21 protein-coding genes are annotated in these 26,909 nt (G+C 71.8%); 14 read left to right on the top strand and 7 right to left on the bottom strand.

Annotated features, from left to right (window positions below; genetic code table 11):
* Positions 1-8: 8 nt before the first annotated feature.
* Genes ACH34R_RS35555 through ACH34R_RS35540 form a run of 4 tightly spaced genes read right to left on the bottom strand, consistent with a single transcriptional unit; the run spans position 9 to position 4,976 of the window.
* On the bottom strand, positions 9-1,220 hold the full coding sequence (locus ACH34R_RS35555) for a YcaO-like family protein (RefSeq protein ID WP_397565974.1): 1,212 nt from the start codon (positions 1,218-1,220) through the stop codon (positions 9-11).
* On the bottom strand, positions 1,217-2,563 hold the full coding sequence (locus ACH34R_RS35550; protein ID WP_397565973.1) for a YcaO-like family protein: 1,347 nt from the start codon (positions 2,561-2,563) through the stop codon (positions 1,217-1,219). Before ACH34R_RS35550 ends, ACH34R_RS35555 begins: the two co-directional genes overlap by 4 nt.
* Positions 2,560-3,912: a CocE/NonD family hydrolase gene (locus tag ACH34R_RS35545; RefSeq protein WP_397565972.1), complete on the bottom strand. Its 1,353-nt coding sequence runs from the start codon at positions 3,910-3,912 to the stop codon at positions 2,560-2,562. Before ACH34R_RS35545 ends, ACH34R_RS35550 begins: the two co-directional genes overlap by 4 nt.
* Positions 3,909-4,976: a hypothetical protein gene (locus ACH34R_RS35540; RefSeq protein ID WP_397565971.1), complete on the bottom strand. Its 1,068-nt coding sequence runs from the start codon at positions 4,974-4,976 to the stop codon at positions 3,909-3,911. The genes ACH34R_RS35545 and ACH34R_RS35540 overlap by 4 nt, the downstream gene beginning before the upstream one ends.
* Before the next feature lie 325 nt (positions 4,977-5,301).
* Here ACH34R_RS35540 and ACH34R_RS35535 point away from each other — a divergent pair, with 325 nt between their 5' ends.
* Positions 5,302-6,555 (top strand): MFS transporter, encoded by a 1,254-nt coding sequence (locus ACH34R_RS35535; protein ID WP_397565970.1) that lies wholly within the window; start codon positions 5,302-5,304, stop codon positions 6,553-6,555.
* Positions 6,556-6,658: 103 nt separating this feature from the next.
* Here the strand turns inward: ACH34R_RS35535 and ACH34R_RS35530 are convergent, their stop codons facing one another.
* A complete protein-coding gene (locus ACH34R_RS35530) occupies positions 6,659-8,323 on the bottom strand; it encodes a fibronectin type III domain-containing protein (protein WP_397565969.1) in 1,665 nt (554 codons plus the stop codon).
* Positions 8,324-8,546: 223 nt separating this feature from the next.
* Between ACH34R_RS35530 and ACH34R_RS35525 the strand changes: the two genes are divergently transcribed.
* The 6 genes from ACH34R_RS35525 to ACH34R_RS35500 all read left to right on the top strand — a co-directional run bounded on the left by ACH34R_RS35525 (position 8,547) and on the right by ACH34R_RS35500 (position 12,541).
* The gene (locus ACH34R_RS35525; RefSeq protein WP_397565968.1) at positions 8,547-9,698 is read left to right on the top strand and encodes a histidine kinase; all 1,152 of its coding nucleotides are present in this window, start codon (positions 8,547-8,549) and stop codon (positions 9,696-9,698) included.
* Positions 9,695-10,354 (top strand): response regulator, encoded by a 660-nt coding sequence (locus tag ACH34R_RS35520; RefSeq protein ID WP_397565966.1) that lies wholly within the window; start codon positions 9,695-9,697, stop codon positions 10,352-10,354. The genes ACH34R_RS35525 and ACH34R_RS35520 overlap by 4 nt, the downstream gene beginning before the upstream one ends.
* Positions 10,355-10,467: 113 nt before the next feature.
* Positions 10,468-10,872 (top strand): hypothetical protein, encoded by a 405-nt coding sequence (locus tag ACH34R_RS35515; RefSeq protein WP_397565963.1) that lies wholly within the window; start codon positions 10,468-10,470, stop codon positions 10,870-10,872.
* Between the two features lie 3 nt (positions 10,873-10,875).
* Positions 10,876-11,127 (top strand): helix-turn-helix transcriptional regulator, encoded by a 252-nt coding sequence (locus ACH34R_RS35510; RefSeq protein ID WP_397565962.1) that lies wholly within the window; start codon positions 10,876-10,878, stop codon positions 11,125-11,127.
* Positions 11,124-12,107 (top strand): NAD(P)-dependent alcohol dehydrogenase, encoded by a 984-nt coding sequence (locus ACH34R_RS35505; protein WP_397565961.1) that lies wholly within the window; start codon positions 11,124-11,126, stop codon positions 12,105-12,107. Before ACH34R_RS35510 ends, ACH34R_RS35505 begins: the two co-directional genes overlap by 4 nt.
* Before the next feature lie 41 nt (positions 12,108-12,148).
* Positions 12,149-12,541, top strand: a complete 393-nt coding sequence (locus ACH34R_RS35500) for an STAS domain-containing protein (protein WP_397565960.1) — start codon at positions 12,149-12,151, stop codon at positions 12,539-12,541.
* 4 nt (positions 12,542-12,545) lie between these two features.
* Here the strand turns inward: ACH34R_RS35500 and ACH34R_RS35495 are convergent, their stop codons facing one another.
* A complete protein-coding gene (locus tag ACH34R_RS35495; protein WP_397565959.1) occupies positions 12,546-13,640 on the bottom strand; it encodes an aromatic acid exporter family protein in 1,095 nt (364 codons plus the stop codon).
* A 113-nt stretch (positions 13,641-13,753) separates the two neighbouring features.
* Here ACH34R_RS35495 and ACH34R_RS35490 point away from each other — a divergent pair, with 113 nt between their 5' ends.
* Positions 13,754-14,314, top strand: coding sequence for a DUF1707 domain-containing protein (locus ACH34R_RS35490; protein WP_397565957.1), 561 nt, complete (start codon positions 13,754-13,756; stop codon positions 14,312-14,314).
* Between the two features lie 140 nt (positions 14,315-14,454).
* Positions 14,455-15,705, top strand: a complete 1,251-nt coding sequence (locus ACH34R_RS35485) for an acyltransferase family protein (protein WP_397565956.1) — start codon at positions 14,455-14,457, stop codon at positions 15,703-15,705.
* Here ACH34R_RS35485 and ACH34R_RS35480 read toward each other — a convergent pair.
* On the bottom strand, positions 15,657-16,106 hold the full coding sequence (locus tag ACH34R_RS35480) for a hypothetical protein (protein ID WP_397565955.1): 450 nt from the start codon (positions 16,104-16,106) through the stop codon (positions 15,657-15,659). The two genes, ACH34R_RS35485 and ACH34R_RS35480, sit on opposite strands and share 49 nt — an antisense overlap.
* Before the next feature lie 240 nt (positions 16,107-16,346).
* On the opposite strand from ACH34R_RS35480, the gene ACH34R_RS35475 reads away from it, so the two are divergent.
* The 5 genes from ACH34R_RS35475 (at position 16,347) to ACH34R_RS35455 (ending at position 26,842) form a co-directional block, all read left to right on the top strand.
* The gene (locus tag ACH34R_RS35475; protein WP_397565953.1) at positions 16,347-18,032 is read left to right on the top strand and encodes a fibronectin type III domain-containing protein; all 1,686 of its coding nucleotides are present in this window, start codon (positions 16,347-16,349) and stop codon (positions 18,030-18,032) included.
* 69 nt (positions 18,033-18,101) lie between these two features.
* Entirely contained in the window at positions 18,102-18,740 is a 639-nt protein-coding gene (locus tag ACH34R_RS35470; protein ID WP_397565952.1) for a hypothetical protein, read from the top strand.
* Positions 18,737-19,555 (top strand): hypothetical protein, encoded by an 819-nt coding sequence (locus ACH34R_RS35465; protein ID WP_397565951.1) that lies wholly within the window; start codon positions 18,737-18,739, stop codon positions 19,553-19,555. Before ACH34R_RS35470 ends, ACH34R_RS35465 begins: the two co-directional genes overlap by 4 nt.
* A gap of 335 nt (positions 19,556-19,890) precedes the next feature.
* The gene (locus ACH34R_RS35460) at positions 19,891-23,142 is read left to right on the top strand and encodes a S8 family peptidase (RefSeq protein ID WP_397565950.1); all 3,252 of its coding nucleotides are present in this window, start codon (positions 19,891-19,893) and stop codon (positions 23,140-23,142) included.
* Between the two features lie 427 nt (positions 23,143-23,569).
* Complete coding sequence (locus tag ACH34R_RS35455) at positions 23,570-26,842, top strand: S8 family peptidase (RefSeq protein WP_397565949.1); 3,273 nt, start codon at positions 23,570-23,572, stop codon at positions 26,840-26,842.
* Positions 26,843-26,909 lie beyond the last annotated feature (67 nt).

The following is a 26,909-nucleotide window of genomic DNA, read 5'->3' as shown; positions in this document are numbered from 1 at the left end:
TGAATTGATCACGCATGGGGTATCGGTAACAGGCAGGGGCGGGCGGGCAGGGGTTCCGCGCCGCCGCCGAGCATCGGGAAGGCCGCGGGTGTCGTGGCCCGTAATCCGGGCACCACCACCCGCGCGACGGACATCCCGCACGCGGCCACGTCGGGCGTGGTCAGATCGACGGTGATCGGCGTGAGCCCGCGTGCCGCCAGCGCGGCCTCCGGGTCGCACGGCGGCGCGGGGGTCCACGGCTCGGCGGGTGCGAACCGCGCGGCGATCCGGGCCGCGAACGCCGGGTCGGCGAGCAGTTGCAGGTGGCAGGTCACATCGACGGCGTCGGCGAAGTCCGGGCGGTAGGCGGCGGCGTACGCCCGGTCGGGCCGGTGCCCGGCGAGCGGGCCGTACGGACGTTCCCACTCGGGCAGGCCGCCCGCGGCGATCCGGGCCGTGGTGTCCAGCGACTGGACCGCCTCGGCGGCGGCCTTCGCCAGCGAGGTGGCGATCCGGCCGTCGGCGGCGAGGGCGCAGCCCACGCCGAGCAGCCCCGAGGCGTCCTGCGCCAGGCACAACGCCACCGGGGCGTCGATCAGGTTCGGGACGGCGAAGCCGCGCAGCCGCAGCCCCGGCACCCGCGGCGGCATGCTCGCGGGCAGCGCGGGGAAGCGGCGTCCGGACAGCCAGGCGGTGGCCAGCGCGTGCCGTTCGACCACTTCGGCCAGCGCGGCGGCGCGCGCAGAAGCCGGATCGGGACCCGCCGCGATGCCCCCCGACACCGGCAGCACGGCCGGCCGCGCGCCCAGCGGGGCCAGCCACACCAGCTCGGCCGGCACCCAGATCGGCGTGCCGTCCGGCCGGGTGCCCCGCACCCAGGGGATGCGGTCGTCGCGGGCGAACCCGGTGAACGGGAAACCGGGCCGCCGGAGCTGGGCGGCGGAGTAGCGGGCGAGCCCGGCCGGGTCCACCGCGTCAGGGGCGAGGTCGTGCCAGGTGGCCTCGGCCAGCCGCGCGGCCGGGACCAGGTGGCCGCAGTAGCGTTCGGCCGCCTCGCCGAGGGCGCGCAGCCGGGCCTGGCCGGGATCGTGCCAGGAGGCCCCGCTGACCGTGGGGTTGCCGAGCGGCAGGCCGTGCCCGCCGGTGCCGGCCAGGTCGGCGAAGGCCACGTGCAGCGTCCCGTGCAGCGTGCCGGTCCGCAGCGCGGTGACCACGCCGAGGCGGGAGTCGACGCCGATCATGTGTGCGGGAGGGGGACGAGGTTGGCCACGGCGGCGGGCCGGTGGCCGAGCCGGGCGGGATCGCCGCGCATCCGTTCGCCGCCCAGGCAGGTGAACGCGGCCGGGGCGTTGGCGTACGCGCCGGGCACGATCACCCGCGACACCGCGATCCCGGCGGCGGCCACGTCGGGGGTGGTGAGGTCGGCCGCGTAGGCGGGCAGGCCCTGGGCGGCGATCCGCGCGAGGTAGCCGTCCAGCGGGTCGCCGTCGATCCGGGGCAGCTCGCCGAGCGGGATCGCCTCGCGGCCGGAGGTGATCGGGCCCAGGTGGGCGCGCATCCGCGGGTCCAGCCAGATCTGGCTGTGGCAGCCGAGGTCCACCACGTCGCGGTAGTCGGGCCGGTAGGAGGAGGCGTAGGCCCGGTCGGCGCGATGCGGTTTGAACACACCGCGGTCGATCACGCCCGCGTCGGCGGCGGCCCAGATCTCGCCCTCGGGGTCGAGCAGCCCGAGGGCGTAGCGGCGCAGCGTGACGGCCTCGGCCAGGGCCTTGGCCACGGCCTGCGCCGGGTCGGGCCGGGCCGCCACGCCGAAGGTGGCGATGCCGGCCGCCCGGTCGTCGAGCAGCACCCCGAGTACCGCGACCTCGAAGACGGTCGGCACCGCCACGACCCGGTACCGCAGCCCGCCGGCGTGGTACCAGCCGGGCTCGGGCAGCGGTGTCAGCGGCGCCACGGGATGGCCTGCCCCGGTGACGGGCGCGGCGGGCAGCGCGTTGGCCCACCAGATCATCGTGGCGTCCCGCTCGATGACCTCCTCCAGCGCGGCCGTGTGCGCGGCGTCGAGGGACGGCCCGGCGGCGATTCCGGCGAGGTTGGCGTAGTTGGTGGGGGGTTCGTGGTCCCTGGGCGGACTGAAGTAGTTCACGTACACCAGCGAGGCGGGCAGCCACACCGGCGTGCCGCCGGTCAGGTCGGTCCCGGGGGTCCACAGCACCGGCAGGTCCCGGGTGAAGCGGTGGAACGGGAAGCCCGGCGTGGCGTGCTGGGCGTCGGAGTAGAGCGCCGCGCTCGCCGGGTCCATCGCGGGCTCGCGCAGGTCGCGGTATGCGGCGCGGCGCAGTCCCGCGGGCACGAAGTTGCCGCAGTAGCGCTCGGCGGCCTCGCCGATCGCGCTGCGCCTGGCCCGCTCCGGGTCGCCGAACGCCGTGCCGGTGGCCACCCGGTCGGCGGGCCAGGGCAGCAGCCGGTACGGCGAGCCGACCTCCGCCGTGCAGATGGCCAGCCCGGCGGGCCACCACGGCTCCGGCTCCAGGAAGTCCACCCGCCGGATCAGGCCGGTGCGGTCGTCGATGAGCGTCCTCACAAGGCGGCTCCTGCTCCGGCTTCGGGGAACGCCCCGCCGCGCGGGCGGGGCAGGTGCAGGGCGAGGCCGGACAGCGTGATCTCGGCCGGTACGCCGGGCGCGCGGTGGCGGGGCGGGCGGCCCGCGGTCAGCTCCAGGTGCAGCCGGTGGCCGGGCGGCAGCTCGACCGCCCCCACGGTCAGCCGGATCTCGCACCCGGTGACGCCTGGACGCACCGGCGCGGTGCCGTCGGCCAGCCGGGTCGCCACGCCGCCGGGCCGTTCGTGGACGAGCGTGGCGACGAGTTCGGCCGGGACGTCCGTGCTCACCTCGGCGGTGACCAGTGGCGTGCCGTGCCAGGGCGGCGGGTCCGGCACGCTCAGCCGTACGACGTCGGGGCGGTCCGCCAGCGGGGCCAGGTCCGCCGAGTGCGGCGCCGACGGGTAGGGCCGGGCGGGGTCGTGGCGCAGCCGGACCGGGCCGCTCTCCACGGCGGGCGCGGCCTGCCCGGTGCGGCGGGGCGGCAGCGGATCGGCGTCGGTCCAGCGCCCGCTGCCGAGCAGCAGGCACCGGCCCTGCCGCCGCCCGGCCAGCCAGTCCAGCGCCAGCTCGAAGGGATGCGGCTCGACCGGTACGTCCAGGGCGCACGTCTCGTGCAGACGGTGGGTGAGCGCGCTGGCCCAGCCGCCCATCACGACGTCGGTGCCGGGGGCGAGCGCGGCCTGGCGCACGGTGGTCTCCGCCGACCGGCACAGCCAGCTCCCCAGGTGCAGGCTGGGCGCGGTGACCTCGCGGGCGGCCCGGGTGACCCGGGCGATCGCCTCCCGGTGGCCGCCGGGCGCGGGCGGCCAGGGGCCGATGTCCACCGGCCAGCCGGCCACGTCCGGCTCGGGCCGGCCGGCCATGATCTCCTCGAACAGCCCGGGGCGGGCCAGTTCGGTCCGCCACCATAGTTCGTCGTCGAGCGCGGGCGCGGCGATCGGCGGCCACGGCTGGCGGCTGATGATCCCGCCCACCGCCGGGTGCCCGGCGGCGCACCAGGCGGCGTACGCCTCGTAGGCCACGCCGTACAGGAACACCGTGCCGTCGCACCACGGCTGCGCGACCGCCCAGTCCAGGGTGGCGTGCCCGTCGGCGGTCTCGTCCCGGCCGATGGCGAAGGTCCCGGGGGACAGGTGCCGTCCGCGTACGTCCTGTACCAGGCAGGCCAGCCCGGCCGCCGCGAAGGACCGCGCCTCCGGCAGGCACCCGGCGATGCCGTACGGCGTGCGGATCACCACGGCCGCCGCCGGGATCCGGCCGGGCAGCACCAGCTCGGCGGCCATCCCCGCCACCACCGGCCCGGGTCGTGCCTCCGGCGCTCCGCTCATGCCGGGGTCTCGCGCATCAGGCCGTGCGGGACGGGGAGTACGGGGTGGCGCCGCAGGCGGCCTGAGTGGAGGTCGATGCCGACCTGGACGCCGGCCCCTGGGGGCGGAAGACCGGCCCGCCAGGCGCGGAGGTCGGCGGCGATGAGGGCGGCGGCCACCACGGCGCCGCGCGGGTCGGCGGGGGCGGCGGGGAGCCCGCCGCCGTCCAGGAAGGCCCAGTAGGCGGCCAGTTCCTCCGGCCACGGGCAGGCGGCCAGCCGGCGCAGCCGCACGTCCTCGTATCCGGCCCCGCCATGCGCGGGGGTGAACGGGCCGACGTACCAGCGGCGTCCTTCACTGTGCCCTCGGTGCCAGGGGATGCCCGCGTCCCTGCACCGCGCGTCCAGTTCGCGCCAGCGCGCGTCCGGCAGCCGCTCCGCGCACGCCACCAGCACCGCCGTACCGGCATCCGGTCCCATGACACCGCCCGCGAGCTGCCGTACGGCAAGGTCGTCAGCGGCGTGCCCGACCGCGTGGTCGTCCAGGGGGTGTCGTACGGCGAGGTCGTCGGCGGTATGCCGTATCGCGGAGCCGGCCGGGGCGTGCGGGGCGGCGGGGGCCTGGCGTACCGCATGGTCGTCCGGGGGCTGCCGTGGGGCGAGGTCGTCGGCGGCGTGCCGGACCGCGAATCCGTCCAGCGGGTGGCGGACGGCGCGGCCGGGGAGGGCCTCGCGTACCGCGTGGTCGTCCGGGAGGCGCCGGAGGGAGAAGTCGTCCGGGCGGGTGGCCAGTTCGGCGGTCAGTTCGTCGGCCAAGAAGCCCTCCCCCACGAGCAGTACCTCTGCCTTGGCCCCCGCCCGCGGCGGAGGCGGGGTCAGCTCGGCGAGCAGGTCGGCGGCTCCGGGGATGCTTTTCGCCGCGGTCGCGGCGTCGAGGCGCCCGGCGATGAGGTCGGCGACCGCACGCCGGTTCTCCGCCGGGACGTCCAGGACCATGAAATCCTCGTCGGGCCCGTGGACCAGCCAGCCCTCCTCGGTGGGCACGAACGTGGTCCCTGGCGGCCACTGCGCCGGACCCTCCACCATGGTTTTCCTCCAGGAGTAGCATCGTGGGCCCGGGTGCGGGCGTGGTTGGGTCATGCCCGCACCCGGGTTTCGCTCGGCCTAGCGCCAGGCCGTCTTGGCCGGCGCCACAGTGGCGTGGTTCGACGAGTGCACAGCCGCGTTACGCGCCTGGACCTTCAGCTTCTTGACCTTCATCCCGCGTCACCTCCCTCCCGATACGGGGCGAACTGCCCTATTTGGTCCGCATCTATGGGGCAGTAATTCATGGAATGAAAATCATTGTCAAGTCTTGATATATGGTCGGGCAGCAATGAGAATCATTCCCACTGTCAACCGGGAGGGGCAAGTGGAACCCGCGCGGACGCTCCGCGAGTTGCTGGCCGGCAATCGCGACCTCCGCAGGCTCTGGCTCGGCAACCTGGTCAGCGTCTGCGGCGGCTGGTTCTCGGCGGTCGCGGTGTTCGCGATGGTCTACGACCACTCCGGGGCCGGGATGGCGGCCGGGCTGACGCTGGCCGTCCGCTACCTGCCGGGGGCGCTCGCCGGGGTCTGGGGCGGCGTGCTCGCCGACCGCGCCGACCGGCGCACGGTCATGCTGGTGACCGACGTGGCGATGGCGGTGCTGGCCGCCGCGTTCCTGGTCGCCGACGAACCCGGGCGGCTGTGGCTGGTCTACCCGCTGACCTTCGCCTCGGCGGCGGCCGGGTTCGTCTTCCAGGCCGCCCGCAACGCGTGGATGCCGAGCCTGGCCCGGCCCGAGGAGTACCCGCTGTACTCCGCCGCCGTCCAGGTCAACAGCCTGGCGTTGCAGGCGGTCGGCGGCGTCGCGGGCGGTGTCGTGGTGGGCCTGGTGGGCTGGCGCTGGGCGTTCGTCGTCAACGCCGTCTCGTTCCTGGGGTCGGTGTGGCTGACCTGGAGCGTCCGGTCCGGAGACCGGTACGCGGGCGGCCCGCCGGCCGGCTGGTGGCGGTCGTTGCGCGCGGGCCTCGCCGTGGCGGCGCGCACCCGCGTGGTCGCCGCGCTGCTGCTCCTTGAGGCGTTCTTCTGCCTCGGGCTGGGCGGCACGATCACCGCCATGACCTACCTCGCGCTGCGCGTGTACGAGCTGGGCGACGGCGGCACCGGGTGGTTCTACGCCGTTCAGGGCACGGCCGGCGGCGTGGTGCTCGTCGTGGCCGCCGCCCGGCTGCGGACGCTGCCCGCGCGCGTCCATCTGCGGGTGATCGGGGTGTCCTGCCTGGCCGAGGGGCTGGTCACCATGCTGCTCGGGCTGCCGGTCGGCATCGCGGCGGCGCTGGCGCTGTGGGGGCTGGTCGCGGCGGCCGAGGTGGTGTACGGCCCGGCCGCGATGACCACCCTGCTCAACGCGACCTCCAACGACAACCGGGGCCGGGTGACCGCGCTGTGGAGCGCCACCGCCACCCTGGGCCTCGGGGTGTCGGCGGCGGCGACCGGCGGCCTCATCGACACGGCCGGGATCGGGCCGGTGTTCGCCGGGCTCGGGCTGCTCATGGCGGTGCCGGGGGCGGTGTGGCTGGCCATGGTCCCGCGTCTCGCCCTGTCCGTGGAAGGGCCGCGCGCCGCGGCGGCCCGGACTTGAACCGGCCGGTCGCCGCACGGCCGGTCCGGGGGGGTGCCGGAGAGGGCACCGACGCGGCGGGGCCCTCTCCGGGGCGGGTCTGAAACCCGGTGGATCAGGTGGGTCAGAAGCCCGCGGTGATGCGGGTGAACTCCCACTCGCCCTGCGGGGCGCCGCCACCGTTGGCGCGGTCGCGGTTGACCGCCCAGTAGGCGAGCCTGGTGAGGCCCTTGGACTTCGCCCAGTCGCGGATCTGGGTCCAGATCTGCGGGGTGGTCAGCTCACGCTGGTCGGAGTAGCCGTTCATGCCCGAGATGCCCATGTGGGCGTACGCCTCGGCGTCGCTCCAGCCGAACGCGCTCTTCAGCGAGTTCTTCAGGCCCTCGGAGGCGTTGACGGTGTCGGTGTACATGTTCGTGCCGTTGAAGTTGAACGGCATGATCGTGTAGTTGTCGATCGGCACGTTCAGCGCCTTGGCCTGGTTGACCAGGCGGACACCGTCGTTGCTCAGGCCCGTCTTGAAGGTCGGGATGGTTACGACGATCTTGACGTTCGGGTTGCGCTGCTTGACGATCTTCAGGGCGTTCAGGATGCGGTCCATCACGGTGTAGTTGCCGAACTCGTCGGTGTTCTCGATGTCGAAGTCGACCGCCGCCGGGGTCACCGCGTCGATCACCTTCTGCACCGCGTCGGCGTACGCCTGCGGGGTGGAGCAGTTCGGGCCGAGCTTGTTGCCCGACCAGCCGCCGAAGGAGATCTCGACGCTGCCGCCCTTGGACTCGATGGTGTTGATCGCCCGCGCGTCGGCGCCGCCGGTCAGCGGACGCTGGCCGTCCCAGGCCGGGTTACAGCCGTTCTGCGCAAGGATGAAGGCCATCGTGAAGGCCTTGACGCCGGTGGCGTCCATGACCGTACCCGGGTCCGGCGGGTTGCCCCAGCCCATGTAGAGGTACGGCGCGCCGGGCAGCTTCTCGGGTCCGCCGGTGCAGCCGGTGGTCTTGGCGCTCACTTCGCGGCCCGCGGACTCGCCCACCGAGTTGTAGGCCCTGATGATGTAGGTGTGGTTCTCACACTTGGCAAGGCCGGAGATCGTGGTGCTGGTACCGGTCACCTCGGCCCGCTGGGCGGTGCCCTCGTAGACCCGGTAGCCGGTCACCGTGCCGCTGGAGGCGCCCCAGGTCAGCGAGATGCTGTTGTCCGTGGAGGTGGCGGTCGCCGCGCCGGGCTGGCCGGGGGTGCCGGTCCCGCCGGAGGTGCTCGCCGTCACCGGAGCGCTCGGCTCGGAGGTGTTGCCCGCCTGGTCCTTGGCGCGCACGGTGTAGGTGTAGTTGGTGGACGCGGCCAGGCCGGTGTCGGTGTAGGTGGTGCCGGTCGCGGTGCCCACCCGCTGCGTGCCGCGGTAGACGTCATAGCCGGTGACGCCCACGTTGTCGGTGGAGGCGTTCCAGGCCAGTGAGATGCTGTCGCTGGTCGAGCCGGTCGAGCGGAGGTTGCCCGGGATGCTGGGCGCGGTGCGGTCGCCGCCGCCCTCGGCCCGCTTCCACAGGGCCGGTACGGCGTTCGGCTCCCAGCCGGGCAGGGACGTGTGGCTCTGGACGCACTCGTAGTCCTGGCCGTTGTGCGTGACGACCGTGCCCGCGCTGTAGGAGGTGTAGGGCGCCCAGGCGGCGGCGGCCACCTGGGTGTGCGCCGCCGCGCCGGTGGTGCCGAGTGGGGCGGCGGTCGCCGCCGCGGACGGGATCGTGGCGCCGGCTACGGCCAGCACCACGGCGATGAGCGTTCGTTTCATCTGGTTCGTCCTTTGGGGGGTTCAAGCCGGGGGGTCGCCTCAACATAAAGGAAAGTTTCCTAACAGTAAAGAGTCTCGTCGTGGTCGCTCTGACACCCACCCGATGTCCCTGGTCAAGACGCTTTGCGGAAGGCACTTCGGCGGCGGATACCACACGCGTGGTAGGTCTGACTACGACCTGGTGGGGAAGCGCCCACGACCTGCGGGGTCATATCGTTGCCGGATGAACAACGCGCACCTCGGGCGGCCGCTCGTGGCGGACGGGGCGCTCGCGGCGGTGGTGGCCGCGCTGCTCTTGGCCGTGGCCCTGGTCACGCCGGGCACCGGGCCGGTGGGCTTCGCCGCCGTACTGGCCGGTTCGCTGGCTCTCGCCGCCCGGCGGTCCGCGCCCCGGGCGGTACTGCTGATCACGACCGCCGCCATGCTGGTCTACAGCGTGGACGCCCTGCCCGATCCGAGCGCCGCCTTTCCCGTGCTGGTCGCGGTGTTCGGCGCGGTCCGGGCCGGGCACCGGGCGCTGCCCGCCGCGGCCGGCACGGTGTACTTGGTCGCCGGCCTGGCGCTGACCCTGTCCGCGGACACCGGCGATCCGCCGCTGGAAACCGTCCAGGGCACGGTGCTGCTGCTCGGCTGGTTCCTGGCCGCCGGGGTCGCGGCGACCACCGCCAGGCACCGGCAGGCGTACCTCGAACAGGTCGAGCGGCGCGCCGCCGAGGCCGAGCGGACCCGTGAGGAGGCCGCGCTGCGCCGTGCCGGAGAGGAACGGCTGCGCATCGCCAGGGAACTGCACGACTCGCTCACGCACAGCATCTCGGTGATCAAGGTGCAGGCGGGCGTGGCCGTCCACCTGGCCCGCAAACGCGGCGAGGAGGTGCCCGCCGCGCTGCTGGCCATCCAGGAGGCCGGCCGTGACGCCGTACGCGAGCTGCGGGCCACGCTGGAGGTGCTGCGCGACCCCGCCGAGGGCGAGCCCGCCGCCAGCGGCCTGGACCGCCTGGACGAGCTGGTCGAGCGCGCCCGCGCGACCGGCCTGCCCGCCACGGTGACGATCGAGGGCGTACGCCGGGCGCTGCCGCCCGAGGTCGACCGGGCCGCCTACCGGATCGTCCAGGAGGCGCTGACCAACGTGTCCAGGCACGCGGGGGAGACCACCGCCTCCGTGCGGCTGGACTACCACGATCGCGAGCTGGTCGTGCGGGTGGACGACGAGGGGCGGGCGAGCCCGGACGAACCACACGTTCCGGGCGTCGGCCTGCTCGGCATGCGCGAGCGCGTCACCGCGCTGGGCGGCACGCTCACGGCCGGGCCGCGGCCGGAGGGCGGGTTCAGCGTGCGGGCCGCGCTGCCCGCGCCGGTGTTCGAGGAGGCCCGATGATCCGTGTCCTGCTGGTGGACGACCAGGCGCTGATCCGCGGCGGCTTCCGCGCGCTGCTGTCGGCCGAGGACGACATCGAGGTCGTCGCCGAGGCCGCGAACGGCGAGCAGGCCATCGCCCTGGCCCTCGAACACCGCCCCGCCGTCGCCCTGGTGGACGTGCAGATGCCGGTCATGGACGGCATCGAGGCCACCAGGCGGATCGCGGCCGACGAACGGCTGAGCGGTGTCCATGTGGTGATCCTGACCAACTACGGCCTGGACGAGTACGTCTACACCGCGCTGCGCGCGGGGGCCTGCGGCTTCATGGTCAAGGACACCGAGCCGGACGACCTGTTGCAGGGTGTGCGGATCGCCGCCCGCGGCGACGCGCTCCTATCGCCGGCGATCACCCGCAAGCTGATCGGCGAGTACGTCTCCCGCCGCCCCCAGCCCGCCCCGGTCGGCCTGGACGCGCTCACCAACCGCGAGCGCGAGGTGACCGCGCTGGTCGCCCGCGGCCTGTCCAACGACGAGATCGCCGCGGGCATGTCGATCAGCCCGGCGACCGCGAAGACCCACGTCAGCCGGGCCATGACCAAGCTGCGCGCCCGCGACCGCGCCCAGCTCGTCGTGTTCGCCTACGAGTCGGGCCTGGTGGTCCCGCGCTCCCGCTGAGGGCCCGTTCCGCGCCCCGGTGAGGTTAAGGATTCTTGACATCATGTCCGCGCCGCTTTACATTTACTGATGTCTGGTTTTCTTTACATCAGGTCTTTCGCACTGGGAGCGGCATGTCCTTTCAGGAGAAGCGGGCGTGGGTGTACGCGGTGGTCACGCTGATCGTGCCGGCGGCCTACTTCGTGACCGTGCTCGGGCAGGAGCCCCCGGCCGAGTACGCGGCGCCGATGCTCATCGCCATCGGCGCCGGCATCGCCGCCAACATCCTCGGCGTGATCGGTTCGGCGATCTTGGCGCCCGAGCACGTGGGTCTCAACGACGAGCGGGACAAGAGCATCGATCAGTACGGCAAGCGCGCCGGATATGGCGCCCTGGCCATCGGGGCGGTGGCGGCGCTCGCGCTGACCCTCGCCCGGTTCGAGCACTTCTGGATCGCCAACACGCTCTACCTGGGCTTCGTCCTCGACGGACTCACCACGTCGGTCGTCAAGATCGTCGCCTACCGCCGGGGTTTCTGAACGTTGGTCAACTCACCCAAGCCCACCAAGGTCACCAACCAGATCCGCGCGCTGCGGTTCGCCCACGGCGAGATGACCCAGTCCGAGCTGGCCGACCGGCTCGGCGTCACCCGCCAGACCGTCATCGCCATCGAGAAGGGGCGCTACTCGCCCTCGCTGGAGATGGCCTTCCAGATCGCCCGCGTGTTCGGCGTCCCGCTGGAAGCGGTCTTCCAGTACCCGGACACATCCGATTCCAGAGAGGAAAGGTCATGACGACCATGAAAGCCGTCATCCGGCACGAATACTGCTCGCCCGAGACGTTACGCGCCAGTGAGGTCGAGCGGCCGGAACCGGGGCCCGGCGACGTGCTCGTGCGCGTCCACGCGGCCGGGCTCGACCAGGGGGTGTGGCACACGGTCACCGGCCTGCCGTACCTCGTGCGCCTGGTCGGTTTCGGCGTGCGCCGGCCGAAAGATCCGGGGCTCGGGATGGACCTCGCGGGCACCGTCGCGGCGGTCGGCCGGGACGTCACCCGGTTCAGGCCGGGCGACGCCGTGTTCGGCGCCTGCGAGGGTTCCTACGCCGAGTACGCACTGGCCCGCCCGGAGACGCTCGTGCCCCTCCCGGCGAACACCACCTTCGAGCGGGCCGCGGCGGTGGCCGTGTCCGGGCTCGCCGCCCTTCAAGGGCTGCGCGACCGCGGCGAGCTGCGCGAAGGCGAGGAGGTGCTGATCCTCGGCGCGGGCGGCGGCGTCGGGACGTTCGCGGTGCAGATCGCCAAGGCGCTCGGCGCGCGGGTGACCGGCGCGTGCGGCACCGCGAAGGTGGACCTGGTCCGCTCGATCGGAGCCGACCACGTCATCGACCACACCAAGGAGGAACCCACCGCGGGCTCCCGGCGCTACGACCTCATCCTGGACACGGGCGGTCAGCGCTCGCTGGGGGCGTTGCGGCGGATCCTGCGCCCACGGGGCCGGCTCGTCCTCGTCGGCTCCGAGGTCGGCGGGCGCTGGACCGGCGGCGCGGGCAGGCAGGTCCGGGCGCAGTTGTGGTCCCCGTTCGTGCGCCAGAAGTTGCGCGGGCTGCTCAGCCGGACGCGCGAGGCGGATCTCCGCTACCTCGCGGAGCTGATCGAGACCGGCGCGCTCACCCCGGTCGTGGAGCGCTCCTATCCGCTGGACGAGCTGCCCGCGGCCATCGCTCACCTGCGGGCCGGCCGCGCGGCCGGAAAGCTCGTCATCTCGGTCGCCTGATCGGCCTGTTCCGATGGGCCGGTGGGGTCTAATGTTCGGACATGGCAAGCGGGCGGCGGCGGCCGGACGTACCGTGCGGACCCCTGGCGCTGGCACACGCGCACCTGCCCGCGGTGACACTGATCGCGGTGGCGGGCGAGCTGGATTTCGCCACCGCGGGGGAGCTGGAGAGCTACATCGAACGCGCCCGCCGCGACCGCGACCGGGGCGAGCACGTGGTGTTCGACCTGTCGGAGGTGCCGTTCATCGACAGCGCCGGGCTGCGGGTGCTGCTGCTGTGCGCCAGCGAGACGCGACGATACGGCGGGGAGGTACGCCTGGCCGCGCTGCGGCACGCGCCCTCGCGCCTGCTGGCCGTCACCGGCGTACACGCGCACATATGGGTACACGACACTGTGCAGGACGCCATCGCCGCGGCCCTCGGGGCCCACTGAGCCCTCAGCTCGCGCGCCGCCGCTGGTTCTCGGTCAGCGGGGTCAGCGCCGCGGTGGCCTCGTCGTGGTCCATCCCGGTGGCCTGGAGCAGGTCCACGGCGATCGAGCGGAGCTGGGCGAGGGTGACGTTGGCGGAGAAGCCGAGGTTGGTCGGCCGTTCCCGGGCGGCGACGGCGAGCAGCGCCTGCCGGGCGAGCATCGGCTCGCGCCCGGCGTTCAGTTCGAGCTGGAGCAGCAGCGCCGCCTCCGACACCTCGCGCATCGACTCCGCCAGCGCCCGGGGCGGCGGGCCGGGCTCGCCGAGCGCGGCCAGCGTACGGCGGGCCAGCACCCGCGCGTTGCGCAGCGCCAGGTCCACTGGCAGCGCGGCCGTCTCGTACCGGGCCAGCCGGGCCCGGTGATGCCTGCGCAGCGGCGAGATCATGGTGATCTCCTTGCTGTTCACCAGCGCCGCCGTGAACTCCTCCACCAGCGACTGCGTCGTGCGCCCCTTCTCCAGGGCCTCGGCCGCGAGGTCGGCGTCCCGCTGGTCGATCGCGTCCGCCGCCCGCTCCAGCACCGTGGACAGCGCGTCGAGCAACTGGGACAGGTGCCGGCCGGCGATGGCCACCGGGCTGGCCGGCAGCAGCGCGACCGCGATGAGGCCGACGACCCCGCCGGTCAGCGCGTCGGCCATGCGGTCGAGCCCGCCGACGTCCTCCCCGGGCACCAGCATGGTGACCAGCACCGCGGAGGACCCGACCTGCGTCACGAACAGCTCACCACTGTTGAGCAGCCCGGCCACGGCCATCGCCAGCGCGATGACGAGCGCCATCTGCCATGGTCCGGAACCGATCCAGGACACCAGCAGGTCGCCGATGCCCACGCCCAGGGTCACGCCGACCACCAGTTCGGCGACCCGGCGCAGCCGGTTCCCCAGCCCCACGCCGACACAGATCATCACGGAGATCGGGGCGAAGAGGGGATGGGCGTGGCCGAGCAACTGGACCGCGACGATCCACGCCACCGCCGAACCCACGGCGCTCTGCACGATGGCGGGCACCTGGTGGCCGAACGTGCCCAGCCGTGTCTTCACCTGATCGCTGAGCCACGTATGCACCCCTCCCAGCATGACGGCTGTTTATGACAGTGAGGTCACATATGCCCCATATGTCAGCAGTTGACATGACGTCATTATGGCGTCACCATGGCATCATTATGGCTTTGTCGCCCATGCCCGATGCCGGAAGTGGCCCTCTTGCCGCCGCGCCGTCCGACTCGCTGATGCGTGTCACCCACGCGGAGCGTGACCAGGCCATCGAACTGCTGCAACAGGCGTTCGCCGACGGCCGGCTGACCTCCCTGGAAATGGAGGAGCGGGTCGCCGGCGCCCTCGCCGCCCGCTCCCGCGGCGACCTCACCTCGCTCACCGCCGACCTGGGCGGCGCCGAGCCGGAGAAGGTCGTCGAGCTGAAGGGCACCGGCGGGCGCATCACCCGCACCGGCGCCTGGCGCGTCCCGCGCGCCCTGCGGATCGAGTCCGACTACGGCGGGGTGGTCCTCGACCTGAGCCACGCGGTCATCGAGCACCCGGTGATCGACATCGAGCTGTCGCTTGAATACGGCTCGGCCCTGCTCACCGTGCCCAGCGACGCCGATGTCGACGTGGACAGCGTGGAGTGCCAGTGGGGCAGGGTCGTCTGCCGCGCCCCCAAGCGCCGGCAGCCGGGCGGCCCCCGCATCCGCATCACCGGCAGGCTCGGCTACGGCCGCCTCAAGGTCCGTTTCCGCTGACCTCGCCCCGGGCCGGGCCACGCCGGAGTAACCCGCAGCGCGCGATTTCCGGGAAATGACCGCCTGAGGCCCGGCGTGTTCTGAATGTCGCCGCTTTTTCGATATTCACCGAGGCCGTGCGCCGCCATTATGATCCGCAGATGGCGACCATCCAAGGGCAGGAGCGGAAGCACGAGTCGCGGCCGGTAAACGATCGGCGGCTCGGGTGGCTGGACGCCCTGCGCGGGGTGGCGGCGCTGATGGTGGTTTTCGAGCACGCGCTGTCGCCGTTGTTCCCCGAGCACCGGATGCCGATCAAGGTGGTATTCGAGCCCGGCTGGTACGGCGTGCTGGTGTTCTTCTTGGTCAGCGGCTATATCGTGCCGGCGTCGCTGGAACGCCGGGGCAGCGTGCCCGGGTTTTGGATCTCGCGTTTCTTCCGGCTGTATCCGATGTTCGCCGTCAGTGTGGCGGGGATGGCGCTGCTCGTCGCGCTCGGCTGGGACGCCCTCGACGGCTGGTGGCGAACCCGGCCCGTGGCGCTGGGGCTCGGGCACCTGACGATGCTCCAGAATCTGTTCGCCATGCCCAACGTGGTCAATGTGCTCTGGACGTTGTCCTTCGAGATGGCGTTCTACCTCCTGCTCACCGCGATGTACGTGCTGGGCGTGCATCGCCGCGGCTCCCGCGCCGCGCTCGGGTTCATCGCCGTGGCCGCGCTGGGCGCGGGCGTGCTCCCCTCCCGTCTGCTGACCTCCGCCGGGCCGGGGGAGATGCTGGCGGTCGTCGTGGTGGTCATCGCCCTGGTGTCGGCCGGGCTGGTGGCCACCTTCAGGGCGTCGGGCGGCGTACGGCGGGCGGGTGCGATCGTGATCGGGCTCACCGTGCTGACGCTGCTCGCGGTCAACCAGAATTACCCGGGTCCCTGGGAGGGGTTGTTCATCCTGGCCACCATGTTCGCCGGCACGGCCCTTTATCGGGCCGAGCGCGCGGAGATCTCCTGGAAACGGGCCTCCTGGATGGCCTTGGTACCACTGGCCGGAATCTGGCTGGCCGGTGGCCGGCCGGGTTTTCAGGCGGCGATCGTGGCGGCCTGGCTCACTTTCCTCATCGGTATGACGCTGCGAAATCGTAAGATGCCCGCCCCGCTCACCTGGCTGGGACTGGTCAGCTATTCGATATACCTGCTCCATCCGCTGTTCCTGGAAAGCGCGCAATGGTTCTGGCCGGATCCGGCCGGCCTTTCGATGTCCGTCAGGCTCGGCATTCTGGCGGCCGTGGTCGCGCTGTTGCTCGGCCTGTCCGCGCTGACCTGGCGTTTCGTCGAAGCCCCCGCGCAACGCCTCGGGAAGCGCCTCGCAGGTCAGTGGCGGGGGAGGAGGGAACCGGTCAGCGGGCCGCCGGTGCGATAGGCGGCGCACATGATGTCGCGGTCGCCGCCGGCCCAGGTGGCGGCGGTCGGCAGGACCGGGTAGTACGCCAGGCCGGTGGCCCGGCCGCCCGGCCACTGGCGGGCGAAACCGGTCCCGCAGACGCGCCAGGCGTGGGCGGCGAGAGCCGTACGGTCCCAGGGGCCGTCCGCCACATGGACGAAGCCGTACGCCTGATTGGCGGCCCCGCGCTCGTCGCACGGGATGTAACGGACATGGCCGCCCGCCGGATCGGTGAAGCACTCGCCGGGCTCGATGGTCAGCACGCCGGGGGTCTGGGCGTCGAGGAAGGCATCGCCCTTGGCGGCACAGGGTTCGTGCGGGGGGACGAACAGGGTGCCGAGCGCGAGCACGCCGACGATCAGGGCGAGCGGTCGGGGCACCGGGCCTGCCTTTCGGTCATCACTGGGGCCAGCGTCGGGCTCACTTCATCGGGGCCGCGTGAACGGCGGGCGAACGCGGTGTGACCCCTGCCCGACATCTACCGATTCGTACCGAAATGGATCTTGCGTTAACGCGCCGGACGGCCAATGGACATCCGGGTGTCGACCGCCCATGGAATGAATGCCGAGGCCCGCCGCACTCTCGCAACGGGCGTCACATCCTTCCCAGGAGCACCATCAGTGAACCACCCCACCCTCCCCGAACCGGCCCGGCGCCGCCATGTGCGCCTCGCCGCGCTGGGCACCGGCGCGGTGCTGGTAGGCGGCCTCGCCTTCGCACCGGTCGCGTTCAGCTACGCCGCCCCGCCCAAGCATCCGGCCGCCGAGGTCCACAAGCCCTCCCCGGTGCCGGACCGCGTCATCCTCACCCCCACCACGACCCCTGCCGCCAGCCAGAAGGTGACCTGGCGCGCGGAGGCGACGGCGGAGTTCGCGCAGGCGGAGATCCTGGAGGCGCCCCGGGCGCTCGGCCAGGTCGCCCCGCCCGCCGGCGCGGTGACCAGGGTGCAGGCCCAGTCCAGCACCCCGGTCAACACCACCCTCGGCTACGCCTCGACCTACCACACGGTGGAGTTCACCGGCCTCAAGCCCGCCACCCGCTACACCTACCGCGTCGGCGACGGCACGAACTGGAGCGAATGGCACGACTTCACCACCGCCGCGGGCAAGTTCGAGCCGTTCTCCTTCATCTACTACGGCGACGCGCAGAACTACATCGACTCGGCCGTGCCCCGGGTGTTCCGGCACGCCTTCGCCGACCGGCCGCAGGCCAAGATGATCGTCAACGCCGGTGACCTCATCAACTCCGCCAACAGCGAGGAGGAGTGGGGTCAGTGGTACAAGGCCGCCGGTTTCATCGACAGCCAGATCAACAACCTGTCCATCCCCGGCAACCATGAGTACAGCGGCGGCCTGTCGTCGTTCTGGAGGCCGCAGTTCCCCTATCCGGACAACGGGCCGGGCAACCCCGAACTCAAGCAGACCGTCTACTACATCGACTACCAGGGCGTACGGTTCATCGGCCTGGACTCCAACCACCAGGGCAACGCCGCGCTGATGGCCGCGCAGACCACCTGGCTGGAGAAGGTCCTCAAGGACAACCCGAACAAGTGGACCGTGGTGACCTTCCACCACCCCGTCTACTCGACCACGGGCACGCGCAACAACCCGCAGGTACGCGGCCAGTGGGGGCCGCTGCTGGAGAAGTACGGCGTGGACCTGGCGCTCCAGGGCCACGACCACTCCTACGGCCGGGGCAACCTGGCCTCCGCGCGTAAGTCCATCACCGTGCACAACGGCGTGGCCTACGTGGTGTCGGTCTCCGGCGGCAAGATGTACGCGCTGAACAACGGCGAGAACTGGACCGGCAACGGCGCCGAGGTGCGCAGTTCCAGCCAGAACACCCAGCTCTACCAGTTGATCGACGTCGAGGGCGACCAGATCAGGTTCGAGGCCCGCTACGCCAATGGCGAGCACCACGACGGGTTCCTGATCCGCAAGAACGACCGCGGCGAGCGTACCGTCAACGAGTTGCGCACGCCGGAGAACACCGTCGGCGAGCAGGTCACGGTGGACAAGACCGAGGCGAGCCGGTGGGACAAGGTCACCGCGACCGCCTACGGCTACGACCCGGGCGAGCGCGTGCGCGTCTACCTGCGCGAGACGCGGGGCAAGGAGGCCGTGGCGCAGCACGGCGGCCACGGCCGCGACGGCGTGCCGCTCGGCGAGGCCAGGGCCGACGAACTCGGCCGGCTGTCCCACACCTTCCGGATGCCCCCGTGGGTGCGCCGGGGCAGCACCCACCTGGTCTACCTGTCCAGTGAGAACCAGAAGATCACCAGCCCGCTGATCACCGTCACCAGGTGAACCGGGGTGGCGCGGGCGCCCGTCCGGCGTCCGCGCCGCCTTTTCTTCGTTTCGTTCGTGGAGTCGTTCGTGCCTTTTCGCATACCATCCGTGGCCGCGCTGCTCGCGGTCCTGCTGCTGGCGTTCGCGGCCCCCGCCGCGGCGCATCCCTTCGGGCCGCCTTCGACGGCGAGCCTGCGCGCCGACGGCCCCCGCGTCGAGCTGGCCTGGCGGTCGGCCGAGGACGACTGGGTGGCGCTCGGCCAGTCGCTGGGCGCGTTCGAGGACCCGGGGTCGGGGCCGGTGTCGACCGCGCTGACCGGTGAGCAGAAGCTGGGGCGCTCGGCCGCCGTGCGGACGTACCTGCTCGCGCGGGTGCGGGTGGCGCAGCGCGGGCGCGCGTGCCCGGGGCGGCTGGCGGAGCTGCGCGACCTGCTCGCCGAGGGGGCCCGGTTCACCTTCGAGTGCCCGGGGCCGGTGTCGGAGGTGGAGCTGACGATGACGCCGCTGACCGACCTGAACCCCGCCTACCGGACGGTGGTGAGCGCGGCCTCGGGGAAGGTGATGTTCACCTCGTCGGCGGGCACCCAGCGGGTGCCGGTCGCGGGTACGGCGGGCGGCCCTCCGGCGGCGGTGTGGGCGCTCGGGGCGGGGACGCTGGCGGTGGTGCTGGCGGCGGCCGGGGTACTGGTGTGGCGGCGGGCGCGGCGCGGGCGGGTGGCCGCGTGAACGGGCTGCTGGGGCCGGAGCAGCGGCTGATCGAGCTGTTCGACGGGAACGCGGCCTTCTGGCTGCTGCTGACGGTGGCGTTCGGCGTGGGGGCGGTGCACGCGGTGGCGCCGGGGCACGGCAAGAGCGTGACCGCGGCCTATCTGGTGGGCGCGCGGGGGCGGTACCGGGACGCGGTGCGGCTGGGGGCCATCGTCGCGTTGATGCACACCCTGTCGGTGCTGGTGCTCGCGGTGGTGTGGGTGTGGCTGAGCTCGGGGTTCGCCACGGAACGGGTGACGGCCTGGTTGCAGGCGGGCGCGGGCGCGGTGGTGGCCGTAGTGGGCGCGCACCTGACGTGGCGTCACCTGTCGGCCCGCCGCCAGGTTAATGGTCACGGCCACGGCCACGGCCACGGCCACGGGCACGGGCACGGCCACGGGCACGGCCACGGGCACGGGCACGGCCACGGGCACGGGCACGGGCACGGCCACGGCCATGATGGGGATGCGCTCGATCCCTGGTCGCGGCGCGGGCTTTTGGCGCTGGCGCTGTCGGGCGGGCTGCTGCCGTCGCCGTCGGCGTTCATCGTGCTGGTCAGCGGCCTGCTGACGGGCCGGACGGTGGGCGCGGTGGCCCTGGTGCTGGCGTTCGGGGCGGGCATGGCGCTCACGCTGACGGCCGTCGGGGTGGCGACCGTGCGCGGGTACGGCCTGCTGTCCGTCCACCCGCGCCTGAGCGTCGTGACCTCCTGGCTGCCGCCGCTCGCCGGGCTCGCCGTCTGCGCGGGCGGGCTGCTCTACATCGCCGCGGCGGCCACCGCCCTGGCGGCGTGACCGTCCACACAACGCGGAGATCGTGCGTTAAGAGGCGGCGATCCGGCAGGGGAGCCGGTCGCCGCTGTCGGCGGGCCGGCCCGGCCGGCGAATCTTCCGTGATGCGGCGCACGACAGCCGATCGACCGCCGCCCCGACCATGGGAATCACCGAAGGCCATTTTCGTTGCACGGCCACATGATTTTTTAGGTTAATAGCTGAGGACGCTTTTTCGCTTTGCTAGTGCGCGGAAATCGCCACCGTCTCGCCGAGGGCCATCTTGTGTCCGGTGTAAATCTCCCGCATCATTCTCCGGGTAAGGCAGAAATACCCTAGTAAGTAAGGGAGTTTCTCCTATGAGGCGCTTTTCGGTAATCGCGGCGGTCGCCTTGACAGTGGCGTCCGCGGCGACCGGAGTGGCGGGCGCGAGTGAGCCCCCAGGTGTACCCGAGGGGCAGGACCGGCAGCTCAGGCCGGCCCACCCCGCTCCGCAGGACGGTGTGAAGACCGTCACGCTCATCACCGGCGACAAGGTCACGATCTCGCCTTCAGGCCATTCGGTCCGGCCGGGCAAGGGCCGTAAGGTCCGGTTTTCCACGCTGGAGAGGAAGGGCCATCTGGTGGTCCTTCCGTCGGATGCCGCGCCATTGGTCGCGCGGGGACTGCTGGATGAGCGGCTGTTCGACGTCACGCAGCTCATCGAGTGGAAATACGACGACGCGCACCGCAAGGACGTTCCGGTGATCGCCCGGACCGCCGGTGCGGCGGCGGCGACGTTCCGGATGTCCGGCGCGCCCGCACCCACCTGGCGTAGCGGGGTGCTCGGGCTGGCGGCGGTCAAGGTCCCCAAGAGCGACGCCACGACGGCGTGGCAGGCGCTGAGCGGCGGCGCGAACGCTCGGTCGCTGGCGGGCGGGGTCGGGCGGTTGTGGCTGGACGGGCGGCGGATGCCGTCTCTGGACAAGAGTGTGCCGCAGGTCGGTGCGCCGGAGGCGTGGAAAAGCGGCTATACCGGCAAGGGTGTGACCGTGGCCGTCCTGGACACCGGCTACGATCCGGCCCACCCTGACCTTCAGGGCGTGGTCACGCACAGCAAGAGCTTCAGTTCGCTGGAGCCGGACATCAATGACCACGCCGGTCACGGCACCCATGTGGCTTCGACGATCGCGGGGACGGGCGCGGCCTCCGGCGGGAAGTACCGGGGTGTCGCACCGGACGCGAAGCTCGCGGTCGGCAAGGTGCTCAGCAGGTACGGCGGGTACGACTCGGAGATCGTCGCCGGGATGGAGTGGGCGGCGAACGAGGTCAAGGCCAAGGTCGTCAACATGAGTCTCGGCGGGACCGACGACCGGAGGCTCGATCCCGTCGAAGAGGCGGTGAACGTCCTCAGCGAGCAGACGGGCACGCTGTTCGTGGCCGCCGCCGGTAACTCCGGTTCGGGAGAGGGCACGGTGGAAAGTCCGGGAAGCGCGGATGCCGCGCTGACCGTGGGCGCGGTGGACAAGCAGGACCGGCTCGCGGAGTTCTCCAGCCGCGGCCCGCGGGTCGGTGACGGCGCGATCAAGCCGGAGATCACCGCCCCTGGCGTCGACATCACGGCCGCGGTACCGAGCACGCCGGAAGGCTCTTATGGGGCGATTTCCGGCACCTCGATGGCGACGCCGCACGTCGCGGGCGCGGCGGCGATCCTGGCCCAGCGGCGTCCGGAGTGGCGGGGAGAGCGGCTGAAGTCGGCGCTGATCAGCAGCGCCACCCCGCACACGGACAGCAACGCGTACGAGCAGGGTGCGGGACGCCTGGAGGCGGCCAAGGCGCTCACCCAGACCGTCGTGGCCCTCCCGGGCAACGTGTCCTCGGTGCTCAGATGGCCGCATGAGAAGGGCCAGCAGACCACCAAGACCATCACCTACGCCAACACCGGTGATGCGGCCGTCACGTTGGATCTGGCCATCGCGCCCGTCGGTAGCGGGCCGCTCCCGGCGGGGGTGCTGAGCCTGTCGGCCGACCGGCTTACAGTGCCCGCCAAGGGTGAGGCGTCGGTGACCGTCACGGCGGCGGCGGCCGATGGGGTCGAGCCCGGCGCGTACGCGGGAGTGGTCACCGCGACCGCGGGCGACACGGTGGTGCGCACCCTGGCCGGCGCGTACATCGAACCGGAGACCATCGACCTGACCGTCACCACCAAGGGCGGGGAACCCGGCCAGACGGGCTCGGTCTACGTCTACAGCTTCACATCGTGGCAGGAAGAGCGGATCGAGGTTCGCGACGGCACGGGCTCGGTCCGGCTACCGGCCGGTGAATGGGTGCTGGCGGGCTACTTCAATGGAGAACAAGGCAAGGTCACGATCGCCCACACACCGCCGCTCCAGCTCGATGAACAGACCAGGCAGGTGACGATCGACCTCGGCGCGGCCAAGGAGGTCGTGCAGTCGGTCGACGACCCGACCGCCCGGCGGCATGCGCTGGCCCTCCGGACCGAGCAGTCCGGCGCCAATGGTGGGGTTACGTTCAGCTATAACCTGACCGAGGGAAGCGTCTTCGTGGTGCCCTCGCAGGCGCCTCGCCAGTCGTTCAGGGTGCATTCCACGCTGGTCAAGTCCGGCGCGACGCCGAGTCCCTACCGGTACGACCTCTACAACACCGCCGAGGGCGGTCTTCCCAGTGACCCTTCCTACAGGGTCAGAAAAGCCGATCTCGCCAAGGTCACGGCAACCTACCGGGGCGCGGGTGTGCCGGCGGACGGAATCGCCGAGGTCGGCCCTTATGGCTCGTTCCCCATCGAAACCCCTCTGCGCGTGCCCTCGACGGTCGTCCACTACCGATCTCCTGTCAAGGGCCTCAAGTGGGGATCTGGAATGACGCTGCCCGATGAGAGCGGGTTCGGTCACCGTATCTGGGCTTCGCGCGAGGAACTCGCCCGCGGGTCGTACACCGAGACATGGAACACCGCCGTATACGGCGCGGCGGCGTCTACCTACTCCAAGCGCTACGGCGATTACCTCCAGCTCGACTACGACCTGTTCAGCGAGTCCGGGGCCGGACGGGTCAGCTGGGAGGACAACTCGTCGGGCGCGGTCAGCCTGGTCCAGGACGGCAAGGAACTGGCCAAGCGGGCGTGCGCGCCGCCGGATTATGCAAGCTGCCTTATCGAGATGGAGCTGCCCCCCGAGGAATCGGCCTACACGGTGACGATGTCCGGGCGACGGCAGGTACCGTACGCCGCGCTGTCCACCGCCGTGGACGCCAAGTGGACGTTCCGCTCCGGCACCACGGCGGAGGAGGGGGCACCGCTGCCCATGCTCCATGTGCGGGCGGCCCCGCAGGGCCTCGACGAGCTGAACCGGGCCAGGCGCTCCGCGCTCACCCCGATCCGGCTCCTGGTCGAGCAGCCGGGGGCGGACTCGGATGAGATCCGGCCCAAGGCCGAGGCGTCGTTCGACGAGGGCAAGACCTGGCGGCCCGCCCCGGTCACCCGGGTCCAGGGCCAGTGGACGGCGCTGGTGCACAACCCGGCGGCGGGCGACTTCGTGTCCCTACGCCTGTCGGCGGGCTCGGGTGACACCACCTTCGCCCAGACCGTCATCAGGGCCTACGGGCTGACCTCGTAAGTCTCATTCGAGAGGGTTCGCGGGCACGCGTCACGACGAGCGGGCCCGCGAACTACTTTGCGTCTGCCGTCACCTCCGGCCGACCGCACCATGCCATCCGGCAGATGCAGAGATCATGCGTTAAAAGGGGGCGATCCGGCGGGGGAGGCCACCGTCGCGCCCGGCGGATCGCCCGGTCGCCGAATTGCCGGTGGTCCAGCTCACTGAAATCAATTTAGCATTGGGCCTGACCATGCAGAACATTAGATGTCGCTTTTGTTGCACGGCCGTGCGATTCGTTATATTACCGGCCGGGCACGCTTTTCTGTGTCGCTAATATGCGGAAATCGCGACTGCCGCAATGCCGCCGGCTTGTACTCGGCGAAAAACTCCCGCATCATGCTCGGGGTAAGGCAGAAATGCCCTTCAACGAATGGGAGTTTCGCCTATGAGGCACTTTTCGGTGGTCACCGCGCTCGCCCTGGCAGTGGCGTCCGCGGCGACCGGAGTGGCGAGCGCGAGCGCGCCGCCCCCGGACGGCTCGAGCGAACAGAACCAGCAGGTCAAGTCGGCATCCCCTGCTCCGAAGAGCACCGAAGGACCGGCCACGGGGGGCGTGAAGACCGTCACGCTCATCACCGGCGACAAGGTCACGATCTCGCCTTCAGGCCATTCGGTCCGGCCGGGCAAGGGCCGTAAGGTTCATTTCTCCACACTGAAGAGGAAAGACCATCTGGTGGTCCTTCCATCCGATGCGGCTCCATTGGTCGCGCGGGGACTGCTGGATGAGCGGCTGTTCGACGTCACGCAGCTCATCGAGTGGAAATACGACGACGCGCACCGCAAGGACGTTCCGGTCATGGCCCGGACGACCGGTGCGGCGGCGGCGACGTTCCGGTTATCCGGCGCACCGGCGCCCACCTGGCGCAGTGGGGCCCTGGGGCTGGCATCGGTCAAGGTGCCCAAGAGCGACGCGACGACGGCGTGGCAGGCGCTGACCGGTGGCGCGAACGCTCGGTCACTGGCGGGCGGGGTCGGGCGGCTGTGGCTGGACGGGCGGCGGATGCCGTCCTTGGACACGAGCGTGCCGCAGGTCGGCGCGCCGGAGGCGTGGAAGAGCGGGTACACCGGCAAGGGTGTGACCGTGGCCGTCCTGGACACCGGCTATGACCCCTCCCACCCTGACCTCCAGGGTGTGGTCGCTCACGCCAAGAGCTTCAGCACCGACGAGCCCGAGGTCAACGACCGCGTCGGTCACGGCACCCATGTGGCCTCGACGATCGCGGGGACGGGCGCGGCCTCCGGCGGGAAGTACCGGGGTGTGGCACCGGATGCGAAACTCGCGGTCGGCAAGGTGCTCAGCGAGTTCGGCGGATTTGAGTCGGAGATCGCCGCCGGGATGGAGTGGGCGGCCAACGAGGTCAAGGCCAAGGTCGTCAACATGAGCCTCGGCGGGACGGACAGCCGCACGCCCGATCCGCTCGAAGAGGCGGTGAACGTCCTCAGCGAGCAGACGGGCACGTTGTTCGTGATCGCCGCCGGTAACGATGGTCCGGGGGAGGGCTCGGTGGGCAGCCCGGGGAGCGCGGATGCCGCGCTGACCGTGGGCGCGGTGGACAAGCAGGACCAACTGGCCGAGTTCTCCAGCCGCGGCCCGCGCATCGGTGACGGCGCGATCAAGCCGGAGATCACCGCGCCGGGGGTGGACATCACCGCCGCCGTACCGAGCACGCCGGAAGGCTCCTATGGGGCGATTTCCGGCACCTCGATGGCGACGCCGCACGTCGCCGGCGCGGCGGCGATCCTCGCCCAGCGGCGGCCGGACTGGCGGGGGGACCGGCTGAAGTCGGCGCTGATCAGCAGCGCCACCCCCAAGACCGACGCCAGCGCGTTCGAGCAGGGGGCGGGACGCCTGGAGGCGGCCAAGGCGCTCACTCAGACCGTCGTCGCGGTCCCGGGCAATGTGTCCTCGGTGCTCAGATGGCCGCACGAGAAGGGGCAGCAGGCCACCAAGGCCATCTCCTACACCAATACCGGCGACGCGCCCGTCACTCTGGACCTGGCCATCGCGCCCGTCGGTAGCGGGCCGCTCCCGGCGGGGGTGCTGAGCCTGTCGGCCGACCGGCTTACAGTGCCCGCCAAGGGTGAGGCGTCGGTCACCGTCACGGCGGCGGCGGCCGATGGGGTCGAACCCGGCGCGTACGCCGGAGTGGTCACCGCGACCGCGGGGGAGACGGTGGTGCGCACCCTGGCCGGCGCGTACATCGAACCGGAGTCCCACGACCTGACCGTCACCACCAAGGGCGGAGAGCCGGGCCAGACGGGCTGGGTCTTCGCCTACAACTTCGCGTTGCAGCAGCGGGAGTGGATCGAGGTTCGCGACGGCACGGGCTCGGTCCGGCTACCGGCCGGTGAATGGTTTCTGGACGGCACGTTCGATGGAGGAGAGGGCAAGATCACGTACGCCCAGCCGCCGCCGGTCCGGCTCACTGAACAGACCAGGCAGGTGACGATCGACCTCGGCGCGGCCAAGGAGGTCGTGCAGTCCGTCGACGACCCGACCGCCCGGCGGCATGCGCTCGCCTTCACGACCAGGTATTACCACGGTGAGGACTCTGTCGGGTCCAGCTACTTCTGGAACGAGGAACGCCTCTTCGTGGTGCCCTCACAGTCGCCCGGCCTGTCGTTCAAGGTGCATACCACGCTGGTCAAGTCCGGCGCGACGCCGAGTCCCTACCGGTACGACCTCTACAACACCGCCGAGGGCGGTCTTCCCAGTGACCCTGTCTACAGGGTCAGGAAAGCCGATCTCGACAAGGTCACGGTGAACTACCGGGGCGCGGGTGTGCCGGGGGACGGCCTGGCCCTGGTCGGCCCTTATGGCGAAGGGCTGACCGACACCCCCTTGCACGTGCCCGCGACGGTCGTCCACTACCGATCTCCCGTCAAGGGCCTCAAGTGGCAGTCCGGAATGGTGCTGCTCGATGAGAACGGGATGGGTCACCAGAGCGCGGATTCGGGCAGGGAGATCACCGGCGGGTCGCATACCGAGGTGTGGAACACCGCCGTGTTCGGCGCGGCGCCGTCCCCCTACTCCATGCGCGCCGGCGATTACCTCCAGCTCGACAGCGTCCTGTTCAGCGACTCCGGGGCCGGACGTCTGAGCAGGGACGACAACTCCTCGGTCGCGGTCAGCCTGGCCAAGGACGGCAAGGAACTCGCCAGGAGGACGTGCGAGCCTCCGGGCGGAGCGATCTGCGCCCCCGGGGCCAGGGTGCCCGCCGGGGAGTCGGTCTACACCGTGACGATGTCCGGGCGGCGGCAGGTGCCGTACGCCGCGTTGTCCACCGCCGTGGACGCCAGGTGGACCTTCCGCTCCGGCACCACGGCGGAGATCACGCCACTGTCCATGCTCCATGTGCGGGCGGCCCCCCAGGGCCTCGACGAGCTGAACCGGGCCAGGCGCTCCGCGCTCACCCCGATCCGGCTCCTGGTCGAGCAGCCGGGGGCGGCCTCGGGCGGGATCCGGCCCAAGGCCGAGGTCTCCTTCGACGAGGGCAAGACCTGGCGGCCCGCCCCGGTGACCCGGGTCCAGGGTCAGTGGACGGCGCTGGTGCACAACCCGGCGGCGGGTGACTTCGTGTCGCTGCGCTTGTCGGCGGGCTCGGGTGACACCACCTTCGCCCAGACCGTCATCAGGGCCTACGGGCTGACCTCGTAAGTCTCATTCGAGAGGGTTCGCGGGCACGCGTCACGACGAGCGGGCCCGCGAACCACTTTGCGTCTGC

The sequence above is a fragment of the Spongiactinospora sp. 9N601 genome (genome assembly GCF_044326295.1).
Classification (GTDB): Bacteria; Actinomycetota; Actinomycetes; order Streptosporangiales; family Streptosporangiaceae; genus Spongiactinospora; species Spongiactinospora gelatinilytica.
This window is presented reverse-complemented; position numbering and strand designations above follow the sequence as displayed.

What these genes read in the sequence shown, in the direction of transcription:
- ACH34R_RS35555 (WP_397565974.1), bottom strand. Translation starts at nt 1,220, where the DNA reads ATGATCGGCGTCGACTCCCGCCTCGGCGTGGTCACCGCGCTGCGGACC.
- ACH34R_RS35545 (WP_397565972.1), bottom strand. Translation starts at nt 3,912, where the DNA reads ATGAGCGGAGCGCCGGAGGCACGACCCGGGCCGGTGGTGGCGGGGATG.
- ACH34R_RS35540 (WP_397565971.1), bottom strand. Translation starts at nt 4,976, where the DNA reads ATGGTGGAGGGTCCGGCGCAGTGGCCGCCAGGGACCACGTTCGTGCCC.
- ACH34R_RS35530 (WP_397565969.1), bottom strand. Translation starts at nt 8,323, where the DNA reads ATGAAACGAACGCTCATCGCCGTGGTGCTGGCCGTAGCCGGCGCCACG.
- ACH34R_RS35525 (WP_397565968.1), top strand. Translation starts at nt 8,547, where the DNA reads ATGAACAACGCGCACCTCGGGCGGCCGCTCGTGGCGGACGGGGCGCTC.
- ACH34R_RS35520 (WP_397565966.1), top strand. Translation starts at nt 9,695, where the DNA reads ATGATCCGTGTCCTGCTGGTGGACGACCAGGCGCTGATCCGCGGCGGC.
- ACH34R_RS35515 (WP_397565963.1), top strand. Translation starts at nt 10,468, where the DNA reads ATGTCCTTTCAGGAGAAGCGGGCGTGGGTGTACGCGGTGGTCACGCTG.
- ACH34R_RS35505 (WP_397565961.1), top strand. Translation starts at nt 11,124, where the DNA reads ATGACGACCATGAAAGCCGTCATCCGGCACGAATACTGCTCGCCCGAG.
- ACH34R_RS35500 (WP_397565960.1), top strand. Translation starts at nt 12,149, where the DNA reads ATGGCAAGCGGGCGGCGGCGGCCGGACGTACCGTGCGGACCCCTGGCG.
- ACH34R_RS35490 (WP_397565957.1), top strand. Translation starts at nt 13,754, where the DNA reads ATGCCCGATGCCGGAAGTGGCCCTCTTGCCGCCGCGCCGTCCGACTCG.
- ACH34R_RS35485 (WP_397565956.1), top strand. Translation starts at nt 14,455, where the DNA reads ATGGCGACCATCCAAGGGCAGGAGCGGAAGCACGAGTCGCGGCCGGTA.
- ACH34R_RS35460 (WP_397565950.1), top strand. Translation starts at nt 19,891, where the DNA reads ATGAGGCGCTTTTCGGTAATCGCGGCGGTCGCCTTGACAGTGGCGTCC.
- ACH34R_RS35455 (WP_397565949.1), top strand. Translation starts at nt 23,570, where the DNA reads ATGAGGCACTTTTCGGTGGTCACCGCGCTCGCCCTGGCAGTGGCGTCC.